General features: G+C 73.0%; 16 protein-coding genes and 1 riboswitch. Of the genes, 6 read left to right on the top strand and 10 right to left on the bottom strand.

Features of this window, described 5'->3' with window-relative positions; translation table 11 throughout:
- The first annotated feature begins 10 nt into the window (after nucleotides 1-10).
- The gene (locus AC1C2V_RS04680) at nucleotides 11-1,378 is read left to right on the top strand and encodes an Nramp family divalent metal transporter (RefSeq protein ID WP_495388389.1); all 1,368 of its coding nucleotides are present in this window, start codon (nucleotides 11-13) and stop codon (nucleotides 1,376-1,378) included.
- 97 nt (nucleotides 1,379-1,475) lie between these two features.
- On the opposite strand, the gene AC1C2V_RS04675 is transcribed toward AC1C2V_RS04680, so the two are convergent.
- The gene (locus AC1C2V_RS04675) at nucleotides 1,476-1,970 is read right to left on the bottom strand and encodes an NUDIX hydrolase (protein WP_495388388.1); all 495 of its coding nucleotides are present in this window, start codon (nucleotides 1,968-1,970) and stop codon (nucleotides 1,476-1,478) included.
- A gap of 179 nt (nucleotides 1,971-2,149) precedes the next feature.
- Here AC1C2V_RS04675 and AC1C2V_RS04670 point away from each other — a divergent pair, with 179 nt between their 5' ends.
- On the top strand, nucleotides 2,150-3,394 hold the full coding sequence (locus tag AC1C2V_RS04670; RefSeq protein ID WP_495388387.1) for an acyl-CoA dehydrogenase family protein: 1,245 nt from the start codon (nucleotides 2,150-2,152) through the stop codon (nucleotides 3,392-3,394).
- A 156-nt stretch (nucleotides 3,395-3,550) separates the two neighbouring features.
- On the opposite strand, the gene AC1C2V_RS04665 is transcribed toward AC1C2V_RS04670, so the two are convergent.
- Together AC1C2V_RS04665 and AC1C2V_RS04660 are read right to left on the bottom strand one after the other, a co-directional pair.
- Nucleotides 3,551-4,081, bottom strand: coding sequence for a histidine phosphatase family protein (locus tag AC1C2V_RS04665; protein ID WP_495388386.1), 531 nt, complete (start codon nucleotides 4,079-4,081; stop codon nucleotides 3,551-3,553).
- An 8-nt stretch (nucleotides 4,082-4,089) separates the two neighbouring features.
- Complete coding sequence (locus AC1C2V_RS04660; RefSeq protein ID WP_495388385.1) at nucleotides 4,090-4,776, bottom strand: GOLPH3/VPS74 family protein; 687 nt, start codon at nucleotides 4,774-4,776, stop codon at nucleotides 4,090-4,092.
- A 40-nt stretch (nucleotides 4,777-4,816) separates the two neighbouring features.
- Here AC1C2V_RS04660 and AC1C2V_RS04655 point away from each other — a divergent pair, with 40 nt between their 5' ends.
- The gene (locus AC1C2V_RS04655) at nucleotides 4,817-5,431 is read left to right on the top strand and encodes a hypothetical protein (RefSeq protein WP_495388384.1); all 615 of its coding nucleotides are present in this window, start codon (nucleotides 4,817-4,819) and stop codon (nucleotides 5,429-5,431) included.
- 4 nt (nucleotides 5,432-5,435) lie between these two features.
- On the opposite strand, the gene pnuC is transcribed toward AC1C2V_RS04655, so the two are convergent.
- The 4 genes from pnuC to AC1C2V_RS04635 all read right to left on the bottom strand — a co-directional run bounded on the left by pnuC (nucleotide 5,436) and on the right by AC1C2V_RS04635 (nucleotide 8,944).
- Nucleotides 5,436-6,149: a nicotinamide riboside transporter PnuC gene (gene pnuC, locus AC1C2V_RS04650; protein ID WP_495388383.1), complete on the bottom strand. Its 714-nt coding sequence runs from the start codon at nucleotides 6,147-6,149 to the stop codon at nucleotides 5,436-5,438.
- 121 nt (nucleotides 6,150-6,270) lie between these two features.
- Nucleotides 6,271-6,401: riboswitch (FMN riboswitch) on the bottom strand.
- A gap of 132 nt (nucleotides 6,402-6,533) precedes the next feature.
- Nucleotides 6,534-7,379 carry a TetR/AcrR family transcriptional regulator gene (locus AC1C2V_RS04645; protein ID WP_495388382.1) on the bottom strand — a complete coding sequence of 282 codons (846 nt, stop codon included), beginning with the start codon at nucleotides 7,377-7,379 and terminating at the stop codon, nucleotides 6,534-6,536.
- A 70-nt stretch (nucleotides 7,380-7,449) separates the two neighbouring features.
- The gene (locus AC1C2V_RS04640) at nucleotides 7,450-8,550 is read right to left on the bottom strand and encodes a class I SAM-dependent methyltransferase (RefSeq protein ID WP_495388381.1); all 1,101 of its coding nucleotides are present in this window, start codon (nucleotides 8,548-8,550) and stop codon (nucleotides 7,450-7,452) included.
- 154 nt (nucleotides 8,551-8,704) lie between these two features.
- Nucleotides 8,705-8,944 (bottom strand): hypothetical protein, encoded by a 240-nt coding sequence (locus tag AC1C2V_RS04635; protein ID WP_495388380.1) that lies wholly within the window; start codon nucleotides 8,942-8,944, stop codon nucleotides 8,705-8,707.
- 44 nt (nucleotides 8,945-8,988) lie between these two features.
- Here AC1C2V_RS04635 and AC1C2V_RS04630 point away from each other — a divergent pair, with 44 nt between their 5' ends.
- From AC1C2V_RS04630 to AC1C2V_RS04620, 3 genes are all read left to right on the top strand, one after another.
- Nucleotides 8,989-9,642: a mycothiol-dependent nitroreductase Rv2466c family protein gene (locus AC1C2V_RS04630; protein WP_495388379.1), complete on the top strand. Its 654-nt coding sequence runs from the start codon at nucleotides 8,989-8,991 to the stop codon at nucleotides 9,640-9,642.
- Nucleotides 9,643-9,668: 26 nt separating this feature from the next.
- Nucleotides 9,669-10,592 (top strand): LLM class F420-dependent oxidoreductase, encoded by a 924-nt coding sequence (locus tag AC1C2V_RS04625; RefSeq protein ID WP_495388378.1) that lies wholly within the window; start codon nucleotides 9,669-9,671, stop codon nucleotides 10,590-10,592.
- A gap of 144 nt (nucleotides 10,593-10,736) precedes the next feature.
- A complete protein-coding gene (locus tag AC1C2V_RS04620) occupies nucleotides 10,737-12,095 on the top strand; it encodes a uracil-xanthine permease family protein (protein WP_495388377.1) in 1,359 nt (452 codons plus the stop codon).
- A gap of 11 nt (nucleotides 12,096-12,106) precedes the next feature.
- Here the strand turns inward: AC1C2V_RS04620 and AC1C2V_RS04615 are convergent, their stop codons facing one another.
- The 3 genes from AC1C2V_RS04615 to AC1C2V_RS04605 all read right to left on the bottom strand — a co-directional run bounded on the left by AC1C2V_RS04615 (nucleotide 12,107) and on the right by AC1C2V_RS04605 (nucleotide 13,974).
- Nucleotides 12,107-12,754 (bottom strand): LytR C-terminal domain-containing protein, encoded by a 648-nt coding sequence (locus AC1C2V_RS04615; protein ID WP_495388376.1) that lies wholly within the window; start codon nucleotides 12,752-12,754, stop codon nucleotides 12,107-12,109.
- 49 nt (nucleotides 12,755-12,803) lie between these two features.
- Entirely contained in the window at nucleotides 12,804-13,100 is a 297-nt protein-coding gene (locus AC1C2V_RS04610) for a type II toxin-antitoxin system VapB family antitoxin (protein WP_495388375.1), read from the bottom strand.
- Nucleotides 13,101-13,212: 112 nt separating this feature from the next.
- Nucleotides 13,213-13,974, bottom strand: a complete 762-nt coding sequence (locus tag AC1C2V_RS04605; protein ID WP_495388374.1) for a class I SAM-dependent methyltransferase — start codon at nucleotides 13,972-13,974, stop codon at nucleotides 13,213-13,215.
- Between the last annotated feature and the right edge of the window lie 78 nt (nucleotides 13,975-14,052).

The following is a 14,052-nucleotide window of genomic DNA, read 5'->3' as shown; positions in this document are numbered from 1 at the left end:
GAGGAGCTCCGTGAGCCGACCGACCCCTGCCGAGGCCGCCGCCGGTCCGTCCACGGGCTCGCCGCCCGTCCGTACGGCGGGCGTGCGTCCCGCCCGGCTGGTGACTCTGCTCGGGCCGGCGTTCGTCGCAGCCATCGCGTACGTGGACCCCGGCAACGTCGCGGCCAACCTCACCGCCGGCGCTCGCTTCGGCTACCTGCTGGTCTGGGTGCTCGTCGCCGCGAACGCGATGGCGGTGCTGGTGCAGTACCTCTCCGCCAAGCTCGGGGTCGTCACGGGCCGGTCGCTGCCAGAGGTGCTCGGCGAACGGCTGTCGCGCCGCGGCCGGATCGCGTACTGGGTGCAGGCCGAGGTGGTCGCGATGGCCACCGACATCGCCGAGGTGATCGGCGGCGCCATCGCGCTCCATCTGCTGTTCGGCGTGCCGCTCGTGCTGGGCGGCGTCATCACCGGGGTCGTGTCGATGCTGGTGCTCACCGTGCAGCAGCGTCGTGGCCAGCGGGTCTTCGAGACGGTCGTGGCGTCGATGCTCGGCGTGCTCACCGTGGGGTTCTGCGCCGGCCTGTTCTTCTCGCCGCCCGACCTGGGCGCCGTCTTCGGCGGGCTCGTGCCGCGGCTCGCGGGGCCGGAGTCCGTGCTTCTGGCCGCCTCCATGCTCGGCGCCACCGTGATGCCGCACGCGATCTACCTGCACTCCTCGCTCGCGCGCGACCGCGTGCGGCACGACGCGCGCGTGCAGCAGCGGCACCGCCTCGCGGCCGGTGCGGGCGCCGACGACGACGCCGCCGAGGCGGAGGACGCCGTCCGGGCCGTGCCCTCCGTCGCGACCGCGCGCCGCCTGCTGAAGGCGACCCGCTGGGACGTCGTCGCCGCGCTGGTGCTGGCCGGCGGCGTGAACATCGCGATGCTGCTCCTCGCCGCCGCGAACCTGCCGGGGCGCGCCGGCACCGACTCGATCGAGGGCGCGCACGCCGCGATCTCCGCCTCGCTCGGCCCCGTGGTCGCGGTGCTCTTCGGCGTCGGGCTGCTCGCGTCGGGCCTGGCGTCCACGTCGGTCGGCGCGTACGCCGGCGCCGAGATCATGTCGGGCCTGCTGCGCGTGCGCGTCTCGTTGCTGGCGCGGCGGCTCGTCACGTTGATCCCGGCGATCGTGCTGCTCGCCACGGGGGTGTCGCCCACGTGGTTGCTGGTGGTCAGCCAGGTGGTGCTGAGCTTCGGCATCCCCTTCGCGATGATCCCGCTGGTGCGGATCACCCGCGAGGCCGGCCTGCTCGGCCGCTTCCGCAACGGCGTGGCCACGCAGGTGGTCGCATGGGCGGTGGCCGCGGTCATCGTCGCGCTGAACGTCGCGCTGCTCTGGCTAACCTTCACCGCGTGACGGCGAGGTAGTTCGAGACCGCGCGAGGTAGTTCGGATCTCCGCGAGGTAGTGCGGAATTCGGCGAGGTAGTTCGAGACCGCGCGAGGTAGTTCGGGCTATCGGCCGACGGCGGCCTCGAGGCGGTCGACGAGCCTGTCCACGAACGCGGCCTGGGCGCTGACGGCGAGTCGGCGGGCGTCGTCGGGCGGGAACCAGGCCACCCGGTCGATCTCTGGGACCTCGATCCGCTTGCCCGACCGCGGCGGCCACTCGATCTCGACGGTGTTGCTCCGCACCTGGTCCAGGTCGGGGCCGGGCGGCGGCCACTCGCGCGCCCAGGCGAGCACCCGCTTGCCGGAGCGCTGGCGCACCTCGCCGAGGTCGACGTCGGGGATGGACGACGGCGGGAGCGGCAGGCCGAGCTCCTCGGCGGCCTCGCGCACGGCCGCGGCGTGGGGCTCCTCGTCGGGTTCCAGCTCGCCCTTGAGGATCGTCCAGGCGCCCTCGTCCTTGCGCGCCCAGTACGGGCCGCCCATGTGCCCGAGCAGCACCTCGAGCCCGCCGTCGGGGAGCGTGCGGTACAGCAGGAGGCCTGCGCTGGTCGTCGCCATGGTCACAGGATCGGCCTTGGTTTCGACAAGCTCAACCAGCGGAGATGAGACGGAGTATCACTTGACCTGAGACGCCGTCGCGAGCGACGATGGGACCAGGCCGGCGTCGCCAGTCCACCAGCTGGCGACGCCGGTCATCACCGGGCCCGCACGGACCCCCGCGCAGAGAGAAGTCGTCGATGACCCGCACCGCCCCCGTCATGCCCGGCGTGACCGCCCCCGACTACGACCTGTCGCAGCCGCTCGACCTCGACTACGTCGGCGCGTTCGCCGACGTCGCACCCGAGGAGCGTGCGCACCAGCTCGCCGTCCGCACCTTCGTCCAGGACGAGGTGCTGCCCGTCATCGACGGCTACTGGGAGCGCGCCGAGGTCCCGTTCGACCTCGTCAAGAAGCTCGCCGAGCAGGACTTCCTCCGCGACGGCGTCGACGTGCCCGGCCGCCCGAAGATCTCCTTCATGGCCGAGGGCCTGGCCAGCATGGAGATGTCGCGCGGCGACGGCTCGGTCGCCACGATCTGCGGCGTCCAGGGCGGGCTCGCGCTGCGCTCCATCGTCATGAACGGCTCGCCGGAGCAGATCGAGAAGTACGCCGAGCCCATGGCGCGCGGCGAGATCCTCGGCGCCTTCGCCCTGACCGAGCCCACGCACGGCTCCGACTCGGTCTCGCTCGAGACGACGGCCCGCAAGGAGACCCGCGACGGCGTCGAGGGTTACGTCATCGACGGCGAGAAGAAGTGGATCGGCTTCGGCTCCTGCGGCGACATCTCGGTCGTCTGGGCGCGGCTGGTCGGCGAGGACGGCGACAACCAGGTGCACGGTTTCGTCGTCCCGCAGGACGCCCCCGGCTACGGCGCCACCACCATCGAGGGCAAGCTCTCGCTGCGGGCCATCACGCAGGCGCACATCGTGCTCACCGACGTCTTCGTCCCCGCCGACGCGGCGCTGCCCGGGGCGACGTCCTTCAAGGCGACCGCCGCCGTGCTGTTCGCCACCCGCCTCGCGGTGGCGTGGTCCGCCGTCGGGCACGCCGTCGCCTGCTACGAGGCCGCCGTCGCCTACGCCAAGCAGCGCATCCAGTTCGGCAAGCCGCTCGCCGCCAAGCAGATGGTGCAGGAGCGCCTGACCCACATGCTGTCGCTGATCACGCAGATGCAGCTGCTGGTCGCGCAGGTCACCCGCCTCGCCGACGCCGGCCAGCTGACCGGCGAGCAGGCGTCGCTGGCCAAGTACACGACCACCCGGCAGGCACGCGCGGTCGCGTCCATCGCCCGCGACATGCTCGGCGGCAACGGCATCCTGCTCACCAACCGCGTGGCCCGACACTTCGCCGATCTCGAGGCGCTGCACACCTACGAGGGCACCGAGTCGATGCAGGCGCTCATCGTGGGTCGTGACATCACCGGGGTCTCCGCGTTCGCCTGAGGCGGAGAAGAGAGGTCGCGGGGCGAGGAACGAGGCACGCGGCCGACGCGGAGGCGACGGCGAACGCGGCGAAGGTCCGGCCTTCGCCTGAGCCGTCCATTCACGACGAAGGGGACCCCGCAGCGTGCGGGGTCCCCTTCGTCGTACGTGGCAGGTTCATGGGTCGAGATCGACGCTGACATCGACGGTGACAAGGTCGGGGAGCTCGAGCCGATGCCAGAACTCGCCCGCCGCCGGGCCTGCTGCCACGCGGCCGATCTTGACGAGCCACGCGGTCAGCACCATGCCGTGCGTCGCGACGACGAGGTCGTCGCCGGTGGCGTGAAAACGCAGTCCCGCGTCGAACCGCCGCGCCGCCTCGACGCTGGTCTCCCAGCCGGTGTGCCGGGCGTCGGGCACATCCTCGACCCACGCGCGTCGTGCCTCCCGGAAGGTGGGCGAGAGCGGTTCGGCCGGGCGCCGGACCTCCGCAAAGCGCGGGTCGACGATGATCTCGGCGACGCCGATGGTGAGGGCGAGGGCGAGGGTCTCGACCGCCTTGCGTTCGTCGCTCGCGACCGCGCGGGTGCCACGGGGCAGCCGGAGGGCGCGGGCCGCGGCGCGGCCGGGCGGGGACAGCGGCCACGCTGCCGGGAGCGAGTCGGCGGCCGCCTCCGGGGCGGCGTGCCGGACCAGGGTGATCCGCAAGGACAGGGTCAGCTCGATGCCGTGACCGCGGCGGGGATGATCACCGCGGCCATGACGGCGGCCATCACCTCGTCCACGGCCTTCCTCACCGCGGCGCTCGCCCAGCTCTGCGCGGCGAGGTCCTTCGCGCGCGACTCCGCCTGCCTCCGCTGCTCGGGCGGGACCAGGCCGCGGACCAGCTTCGAGCCGCTCGCGACGGAGAGCAACGCTGCCGTGCGCGCGTCCGGGACCCGGGTTCCGAGCAGCACCTCACGGCACTGCGCGCGGAGCCGGTCCTCGTGGGTGGCGTCGGCGGCCGGCCACGACGTGGTCGGGAAGATCCACAGGACGTGCTCCTCCTCGCGTCGCAGAACGCCACGCTCCGCGAGGCCGGTCAGCAGCCGCTCGCGCAGGCCCTTCGCCAGGGGCGCGACGAGGTTCTTCGGCGCCTGGGGCCGGATCCCGACGAAGGACAGGGCGTGGTCGAGCGCCGGGTGCCCCGCCGGGGAGGGGTCGCGCACGACGACTCGGCCCGCGCGGATCGGCCGGCCGTCCGCGCCGGTCTCCGGGGACGCGGTGACGTCCACCCGGCCGTCCAGCGCCAGCTCGACCAGCACCGCGCCGGCGAGCCGGTAGTCGAGCTGCGTCCGGTCGAGCGACGGCCTGCCCGACACGTCGTCGTACGCCAGCAGCAGGAGGTCCTCGGCGATGATCATCGGTCGATCATCGCCCACCGCCTGCGTAGGGTCGAGGGCCATGAGCGACGACTTGGCCCGCGTGGGCGCCACCTGGGACGACGACCCGAGCGCGGGGGAGTGGATCGCGCCGCTGCTCGGTGAGTTCGGACCGACGTTGGGCCATGCCGTGCCTCAGGCGTACGACGCGTACGCCGTCGTTCCCTTCCTTGGGGACGGCGACAGAGACGCGGACCTGGACACCGCCGACGAGCGTCTCCGCACCCTGGTCGACCAGCTCGTGCCGTGGACCGGGGAGCAGCGAGTGCACGGCGGTCTGTGGGAGGGATGGCCGTCCCTGTACGAGCAGGGCGGCGGTGTCGGGTCGTCGGGGGTGTTGATCAACCTCGCCTGGGACCCCGCCGAGCCGCAACCGTCCGCCGAGCCGCTCCGCCTGCCGCACCGGGACTACCACCTGTGGACGGGGTCGCTGCGGGCGGTCGTCGAGCTCAGCTCGGCCCTCGAGCTGCCGTCGGTCGTCTGGCCGGAGGACCGATCGTGGTTCCTCGGCATCCCCGAGTACACCCGCGAGATGGCACTCGGCGGCCGCGCCGACCTGGTCGACGCCGTTCTCGCCGACACGCGTCTCGATGCGCGGGCGGCCACGCCGTCGACCGTCCTCGACATCGACGACTGACGACTCAGCCGGCCGCGATCGCCGAGGCAGTCTCCGCCTGCTCACGACGGCGCACGCGCCACCACACGAAGAATCCGACGAGCGTGAACGCGCCGTAGAAGACGTACATCAGGGCCGTCGCGTAGTACTCGGCCGACCAGAGCAGCGGCACCCCCACGAGGTCCACCGCCACCCACACCAGCCAGAACTCCACCCATCCCTTCGCCATGCCGTAGGTGGCGATGAGGGAGCCCATGAAGATCCAGGCGTCGGCCCACACGGGCTCGTACGAGCCGAGCGACCGGAAGATGGGCGTGAGCAGCAGGGTTCCGCCGGCCATGGCCACGACGATGCCGATCCGCTGCGGCCACGACGCCCAGCGCGGGTGCACCGCGGCGCCGTCCGCGGCGGGGATCTTGCCGTCGGCGCGCAGCTCGAGGTCGGCGCGCTTCGTGCGGCGCCACTGCACCCAGCCGTAGACGGACACGATCAGGAACATCACCTGCCGGCCGGCCTGGCCGAGCATGTCGGCGCGGCTCGTGTCGCCGAACCACGAGCCCATGAAGACGGTGAACAGCACCAGGTTGCCGACGATGCCGACCGGCCACGCCCACACCTTGCGGCGCATGCCCCCGAGCGCGGACGCGAGGCCGAACAGGTTGCCGATGATCTCGCGCCAGTACAGCGTCTGGTCGCCGATGGTGAGCGTCGCGTCGAACAGCGCGCGGATGGCGTCCATCGAGTCCTCTCCCGGTCGTGCCGTGCGGGCGACCGGGGGGACGGACGACGGTCGCGGGAGCCCGGCGGGGCACCCGCGACACGACGACCGGCGGCACGCACCGGGTCCCCGGTGCCTGCCGCGCGCGCTGCCTCCCATCCGGACTTTGACCGTCGGCCCTGGAGTTCCACCAGGTCAACCGGCCCCCCGAGGGAGGCGCGGGTCGCGGGCTATCACCGCCGGCTCGGAATTTCACCGACCCCGGAGCACGTACGTGCGTGTCTCGCCGCCGGACGACCCGGCGACTTCTTGCGCAACGCAGCATGCCACAGCGGCATTCCCCGGCGTCGTTGGTCGAGCCTGTCGAAACCCGGCGGCGGTTTCGACAGGCTCAACCAACGACGATTACGCGAGGGCGTCCCGCACGGCGCGGGCGACGTCGTCGGGGCCGGCGCCGGGCTCCAGCACGGTGACGACGACGCGCCGGCCGTCGCCGCCGGTGGTGGTGACGTGAGCCGAGGTGCCGGTGCCGTTCTCGCGGGCAACGTCCTCGCGCACGTCGTGCTCCGCCGTCGTGCCGTCGGTGCCGGCTGCGTGCCGAGGCGCGTCGTCGGGATGGGTGAACGGGGCGACGGCGGCCCGCCGCAGGTCGAAGAACGCCTCCTCGAGCTCGGGACGCAGGTCGAGGTGGGGGTTGCGCAGCCACCGCCGCAGGATCGCGTTGTGCACCGCGACGACGGACGCGGCGAAGGCGATCGACATCGTCGTCGTGGAGCGGTCCGGCGGGAGCGTGTCGCGCAGGTAGGCGGTGAAGGCCCGCTCGTAGCGGTGCGTCGTGACGAGCTCGCGGTCGCGCAGCGCGGGCACCTGCTGGAGCAGCGTGTGCCGGGCGATCGACGTCTCGCGCTGCCCCACGTGGTGGTCGAAGACGAGGCGCGCCGCCCGGCACACCTCGAGGTACGGATCGGTGGCGGGGTCCCATGCCCGCTCGGGCGCGCGGCCGGACTCCTCGCTGGCGCGCGCCTCGGGTCGGGTCTCGGCGAGCATGACCACCACCTCCTCGAGGAGCAGCTCGTGGTCGGCGAAGACCACGTCCTCCTTGGAGCGGAAGCGGCGGAAGAAGGTGGCACGGCTGACGCGGGCCGCGTCGGCGATCTCTTCGACGGTGGTCTGCTCGTAGCCCTGCCGGGAGAAGAGGTCGATCGCGGCGTCGACGGCCTGGGCGTGGGTGTGCGTCCGGACGGCGGTCATTCCACGGAGGCTACTCCGCAGCACGCCCGACGTCGGCCTGCCCGCGGTGTCGGCGGCGTGGTCCGCGGCGTCAGAGGAGCAGCCGGTAGAACCGGAAGAAGCCGAAGTCGTGCACGGGCAGCACCTCGACGCCGGCGTAGCCCGCCTCGCGCGCATACCGACGCAGCGTGGCCGGCCGCATCACGGTCCCCGTGCCGACCGACGGCGTCGTCGACAGCCCGTCGGGCAGGCAGACGAAGAGGCTGTAGCCGTACATGACGCGGTCCACGTCGTCGGCCGGGGCCCGGAACTCGTCCGCGACCGCCTCGTCCATGACCACGACGACCCCGTCGGGCCGCACCGCGCGCCGGACGGCGTCCAGCACTGCGACCGGGTCCGGCAGGTCGTGCACGCACTCGAAGGCGAACGCCGCGTCGAACGGCTGCGCATCGGCGAGCTCGGCGGCGTCGGCCAGGTGGAACGTGACCCGGTCGGCGAGCCCCGCCTCGGCCGCCGCGACTCGCGCCGCCTCCACGGAGGGCCGGTCGACGTCGAGCCCGTGCACCTCGGCGCCGGGGTACGCGCGGGCCAGAGCGAGGGTCGACCAGCCGAAGCCGCTCCCGACGTCGACGACGCGCGCCCCGGGACGGGACAGCACCTCGTGGATTTCCGGTACGGCGGCGAGCGCGGGCGCGAGCTGCCGCTCGAACAAGGGACGGTTGACGTCGGCCTGCGCCTGCCGGGCGTCCTCGCCGAACTGGTCCCACGAGACCCCGCCCCCGGCCCGGTACGCGTCGAGGAGCTGCGGCAGCCGCGCGCCGATCGCCCCGACGAACCGCGCGAGGGGCGCCAGGTAGGCCGGCGACGAGGCGTCGGTGAGCACCTTTGCGTGCGCGGCGGGCAGCGCGTACGTCCGCGCCCGTCCGACGTCCTGCGGGTCGGCGTCCAGGGCCGGGCCGGCGCCGGGGTCCTCGGCGAGGAGGATGCCGGATGCGGCCTGCTGCTCGAGCCACTCGCGCGCGTAGCGTTCGGCCGTGCCGGTGGACTCCGCCAGGGCGCCCGAGGTGAGCGGGCCGGCCTCCGCGAGTGCCCGGTACCACCCGAGCCGGTCGCCGACGTAGACGGCCAGCACGTCGATCGCGCCGAGCCAGGAGGTGACGAACCGGTCGGCGAACTCGTCGGTCGTTCCCATGGCCGCGCCTCCGTGCCGGCGCCCGCGATGCGGGCGAACCCCGGGCGTCGTCGGGCGGCGGCGCCCCGTTCTCGACGCTAGTCCGCGGGTGCCGGGCGCGTCGACGCCCGCAGCGGGTGACTCGCGGGCGCGACGGGCGGACGCTGGGGAGGGCTCAGCGGCGCCGGCGGCGTCGTTCGGGGTCCTGGTCGCCGCGTCGGCGCTCGTCGAAACCGGCGTCCGCCGGTCGTCTCCCGCGCTGCAGGAAGCGCACCTCGCGCACCGCCACGCCCGCGGCGATGGCGAACGGGATCCAAGCCCACACCCGGCCCCGCAGCACCAGCAGCAGCATGGCGAGGGCGACGACGCACGCGCCGACCACCGTCCCGAGGCTCGCCCACCGCACCTTGCGCACGGCCCGAGGCTACCGCTGCGCCCGGCGTGGGTAGGGTGGCGCTCGTGACTTCCGGGACCTCGACAGCGACCACGACCACGTCCACCGCCCCGGCGACCACCCCCGTCGTCGACGTCTACGTCGACCCGTTGTGTCCGTTCGCGTGGATCACGTCCCGCTGGGCGCTCGAGGTCGCGGCGCAGCGTGACGTGCAGCTCACCTTCAAGCTGATGAGCCTGTACCTGCTCAACTCCGGTCGGGACCTCCCCGCCGACTACCGCGCCAAGATCGAGGCCTCGCGCGGGATCGGCCGGGTGGCGGCCGCCGTCCAGACCGACCACGGACCGGAGGCGTTCAGCGCCTTCTACACCGCGGCCGGCACGCGCATCCACCCGGGCGGGCGCGAGGACCTCGACACCGTCGCGGTCGAGGCGCTCGCCGAGGCCGGGCTGCCCGCCGCGCTGGCCGACGCCGCGACGTCCGCCGCCTACGACGCCGCCCTCGCCGTGTCCCACGAGGAGGGGATGAAGCCGGTGGGCGAGGACGTCGGGACGCCGACGATCCACGTGGACGGCGTCGGGTTCTTCGGCCCCGTCCTCACGCGCATACCGCGGGGTGACGACGCGCTGCGGATCTTCGACGGGGCCGTCGCGCTCGCGTCGTTCCCCGACTTCTTCGAGCTCAAGCGGTCGCGCACCAGCACGCCCGAGTTCTCCTAACCACTCCCTGCCCGAGAGATGGACCGATGACCCTCGACCTGCGCATCTTCACCGAACCCCAGCAGGGCGCGTCGTACGACGACCTGCTCGCCGTCGCCCAGGCGACCGAGACGCTCGGCTTCAGCGCCTTCTTCCGGTCCGACCACTACCTGACGATGGGCGGCGACGGGCTGCCCGGCCCCACCGACGCCTGGACGACGCTCGCCGGCCTGGCCCGCGACACGTCCACCGTGCGGCTCGGTACCCTCGTCACCTCGGCCACGTTCCGCCATCCGGGCGTGCTGGCGATCCAGGTGGCGCAGGTGGACCAGATGTCCGGCGGCCGCGTCGAGATCGGCCTCGGCGCCGGCTGGTTCGCGCGCGAGCACGAGGCGTATGGCATCCCGTTCCCGGCCAAGCGGTTCGGGCTGCTCTCCGAGCAGCTCGAGATCCTTACCGGCCTGTGGGGCACGCCCGTCGGCGGGTCGTACTCGTTCTCCGGCGAGCACTACACGCTGGTCGACTCCCCGGCCCTGCCCAAGCCCGCGCAGGCGAAGATCCCCGTCATCGTCGGCGGCGGCGGCCCGAAGCGGACGCCGGCGCTCGCCGCGCGCTTCGGTGACGAGTACAACCAGGCGTTCCCCGAGCGTGACACCGTCGCCCCGCGGATCGCCGTGATCAACGAGGCGCTCGCGGAGGCCGGCCGCGCCCCGGAGTCGATCGTCCAGTCCGTCGCGCTGGTGTTCGCCGTCGGCAAGGACGAGGCGGAGTTCGCGCGCCGGGCCGCCGCCATCGGGCGTGAGCCCGCCGAGCTGCGCGAGCACGGCGTCGCGGGCACCGTCTCGGAGGTGGTGGACCTGCTCGGCTCGCTGCGCGACCAAGGCGTGCAGCGCGTGTACCTGCAGGCGTTGGACCTGCACGACCTCGACCACCTGGACCTCGTCGCCCGCGAGGTCGCGACGCAGCTCTGATCCGCAGCCCGGCCACGGTCTGAACGTGCCGAGCACGACCTTCACGCCCAGTACGCTGTGCGGCGGCAATCTTCACCGGACGTTCACTGGCGAGCGCAGACGGTGAGCACGCGGCCCCTTCGCGGGCGTGACGGACGGAGCATCATGAGTGTCGGCTGGACCCTGCACGGAGACGGCAAGCACGTCGGACCCGGCGACGTCGTCGCCCCGGAGGAGCGGCTGAGCTGGCCGCGCACCATCGGCATCGGCATGCAGCACGTGGTGGCCATGTTCGGCTCCACGTTTATCGTGCCTGTGCTGACGGGCTTCTCGCCCGCGACCACGCTGTTCTTCTCGGCGATCGGCACGGCGCTGTTCCTGCTGGTCACGCGCAACCGGCTGCCCAGCTACCTCGGGTCCAGCTTCGCGTTCATCGCGCCGATCACGGCGGCGACGGCGTCGCACGGCGAGTCCGTGGCGGTGGGCGGCATCCTCGTCACCGGCCTTATGCTGGCGGCGATCGGCGTGCTCGTGCACTTCGCAGGCGCCCGGTGGATCGACGTCGTCATGCCGCCGGTCGTGACCGGCACGATCGTCGCGCTGATCGGCCTCAACCTCGCCCCCGCGGCCTGGGGGTCGTGCAGCGAGTCCGTCGTCGACGGCGAGATCGTCCAGACCTGCGACAGCGGCTTCCGCGCCGCGCCCGTGACGGCGACGATCACCCTCGCCGCGATCATCCTCGTGACCGTGCTGTTCAAGGGCATCATCGGGCGCCTGTCGATCCTGGTCGGCGTGATCATCGGCTACGTCGTGGCCACGATCCGCGGCGAGGTGGACTTCAGCTCCGTGGAGGGCGCGGCCTGGTTCGGCTTCCCGCACTTCGTCACCCCGTCGTTCGACCCGGCGGTGCTGGGGCTGTTCGTGCCGGTGGTGCTGGTGCTCGTCGCGGAGAACGTGGGCCACGTGAAGTCGGTGGCGGCCATGACCGGCAAGAACCTCGACCACCTGACGGGCCGGGCGTTGTTCAGCGACGGCCTCGCGACGACGTTCGCGGGCATCGGCGGCGGTTCCGGCACGACCACGTACGCCGAGAACATCGGCGTCATGGCCGCGACGCGCGTGTACTCCACGGCGGCGTACTGGGTGGCCGCGGCGACGGCGCTGGTGCTGTCACTGTCGCCCAAGTTCGGCGCGCTCATCGCGACGATCCCGGCGGGCGTGCTCGGCGGGGCGACCACCATGCTCTACGGGATGATCGGCATCCTCGGCGCGCGCATCTGGGTGCAGAACCGCGTGGACTTCGGCAACCCCGTGAATCTCACCACGGCCGCCGTGCCGCTCATCATCGGCATCGCGAACTTCACGTGGGCGGCCGGCGACCTGACGTTCGAGGGCATCGCGCTCGGCACGGCGTCCGCGCTGGTGATCTATCACGGCATGCGGGCGATCGCTCGGTGGCGTGGCACCAGCCAGGAGCCCGCGTCGCCGGCGTCGGCACCCGCGGGGAGCGAGACGGCCGGCTGACGCAGGGGGCGTCAGGCCTCGGCCTTGGCGCTCCGGGCCGGCTCCTCGCGGGTGATCGGCGTGATGTCCGCGGCGGGCAGGCATGCCGCGACGTCCTCCATGGGCCGGTCGGCCGCGAGCAGCACGCGGTCCTCGGCCAGGGGCGGGCTGTACCGGTTGCCGACCAGCAGGTCGACGGCGGCACCGTCGCGGTCGTCGAGCACGAGCCGCACGTCGGGGTACTGCGCCGCGAGCGCGTAGGCGCGGGTGATGCCCTTGACGCCGAAGCGGATCTCGGACTGCTCGACCTGTCGGCCCATGTCACCCGTGGCGATGACGTCGAACCCGCGCTCGACGAGCACCTCCTGGTTGGCGTTCGCGACGCCGCCGGTCTCGGACGCGTTGTACACGCGCACCCGGATCTTCGAGTACGGGACCGGGAGGGCGCCGTCCGGCTGTCCGTCGACCTGGGGGAGGCACGGCTCGGGCTGCGGCACCTCGGCGACCGGGGTGTAGACGGGGCGGGAGAACGGAGAGCTGAACGCGCCGGAGTACATCGCGGCCGCGGCCAGGCCGGCGATCAGCAGGAAGGCGATGAGGAGCCCGAAGACGACAGCCTGACGCTCGTGTTCGCGCTTGCGGCGCGTCACTCGTACCGGGTCAGGAGCTGGTGAGGTCACGCGACGAAACTACCTGAGTTCGCTGGATTGTTCGTGGAATCGCGTCGGGTCAACGCAGGACCAGCACGCGGGCGTGCAGCACGGGCCGCTGCTGCAGGGCGGCCCGGACGGCGCGGTGCAACCCGTCCTCCAGGTAGAGCACGCCCTTGTACTCGACCACGTGGGCGAAGAGGTCGCCGTAGAACGTGGAGTCCTCCGCGAGCAGGTGATCGAGGTCGAGCGTGCGCTTGGTGGTGACGAGCTCGTCGAGGCGCACCTGGCGCGGGGGTACGTCCACCCAGTCCTTGGGGGTGACGCGCCCGTGGTCGGGGTAGGGACGGCCGTCCCCCACGGCCTTGAAGATCATGGCTGCCATCGTAGGGGCCGGCCCGCGCGGGCCCGCGCGGTTGCCTCGCGATACGGACACGATGTCGTCACGATCCCGTCACGACCGGGGTCGGCGCAGGGTCGACGCGGCGTCAGGCGGGGCGGCGGAGCTCGATCAGGTGGCGGGCCGAGTGCGCCACGAACGTGCCGTCGCGGCGGATGCGCTCGTGGAGCGCGCGCAGCTCCGGCCGGTAGGCGTCGACCGTGAAGCCGGGCACCATCCACACCACCTTCCGCAGGAACCACGCGACCGCGCCGACGTCGAGGAACTCGATCCGCAGCCGTTCGGCGCGCAGGTCGACCAGTTCGAGGCCGGCCTCGCGGGCGGCGGCGACCTCGTCCTCGGGGTCACGGCCGCGCCGCGCGTCCTCGGGCAGGGGCCCGAGGAAGAACTCGACGAGCTCGATGACGCTCGCCGGTCCCACGTGCTGGGCGAGGTACGTTCCGCCCGGTCGCAAGACCCGGGCGATCTCGGTCCAGCGGGGGACGACGGGGTGCCGGCTCGTGACGAGGTCGAACGCGGCGTCACCGAAGGGGAGCGGCGAGTCGTCGTCGTGCGCGACGAGGGCGATGCCGCGCGGGTGCAGCCGGGCGGTCGCCGCCGTGACGTTCGGGGGCCACCCCTCGGTGGCGACCTGGAGCCGGGGGAGCGACGGCGCCGCGGCCAACACCTCCCCGCCGCCGGTCTGCAGGTCGAGCGCGGCGCCAACCGTGCCCAACCGTTCATGCAGGAGGCGGGAGAATCCCCAGCTCGGGCGCTCCTCGGTGGCGCGCCCCTCCAGCCAGGAGAAGTCCCAGCCGGACATCGGTGCGGCGTCGGCCTCGGCGACGAGCTCGTCGAACGTGCGGTCCATACGGCCCATCCTCCCGGCGCGAGCAGGCTGTTGCTACCGGATTATCGCTCGCGAGCGGCCGATTGCGGGAGCAACCGC

This window comes from Isoptericola sp. Y541, assembly GCF_059445465.1.
Note: the sequence above shows the minus strand (reverse complement) of the source record. Positions and strands in the feature narration are given on the sequence as shown.

Bases quoted from the DNA above. Each gene is read 5' to 3' on its own strand.
- AC1C2V_RS04675 (WP_495388388.1), bottom strand. From the start codon at position 1,970: ATGGCGACGACCAGCGCAGGCCTCCTGCTGTACCGCACGCTCCCCGAC.
- AC1C2V_RS04670 (WP_495388387.1), top strand. From the start codon at position 2,150: ATGACCCGCACCGCCCCCGTCATGCCCGGCGTGACCGCCCCCGACTAC.
- AC1C2V_RS04660 (WP_495388385.1), bottom strand. From the start codon at position 4,776: ATGATCATCGCCGAGGACCTCCTGCTGCTGGCGTACGACGACGTGTCG.
- AC1C2V_RS04655 (WP_495388384.1), top strand. From the start codon at position 4,817: ATGAGCGACGACTTGGCCCGCGTGGGCGCCACCTGGGACGACGACCCG.
- pnuC (WP_495388383.1), bottom strand. From the start codon at position 6,149: ATGGACGCCATCCGCGCGCTGTTCGACGCGACGCTCACCATCGGCGAC.
- AC1C2V_RS04645 (WP_495388382.1), bottom strand. From the start codon at position 7,379: ATGACCGCCGTCCGGACGCACACCCACGCCCAGGCCGTCGACGCCGCG.
- AC1C2V_RS04640 (WP_495388381.1), bottom strand. From the start codon at position 8,550: ATGGGAACGACCGACGAGTTCGCCGACCGGTTCGTCACCTCCTGGCTC.
- AC1C2V_RS04625 (WP_495388378.1), top strand. From the start codon at position 9,669: ATGACCCTCGACCTGCGCATCTTCACCGAACCCCAGCAGGGCGCGTCG.
- AC1C2V_RS04620 (WP_495388377.1), top strand. From the start codon at position 10,737: ATGAGTGTCGGCTGGACCCTGCACGGAGACGGCAAGCACGTCGGACCC.
- AC1C2V_RS04610 (WP_495388375.1), bottom strand. From the start codon at position 13,100: ATGATCTTCAAGGCCGTGGGGGACGGCCGTCCCTACCCCGACCACGGG.
- AC1C2V_RS04605 (WP_495388374.1), bottom strand. From the start codon at position 13,974: ATGGACCGCACGTTCGACGAGCTCGTCGCCGAGGCCGACGCCGCACCG.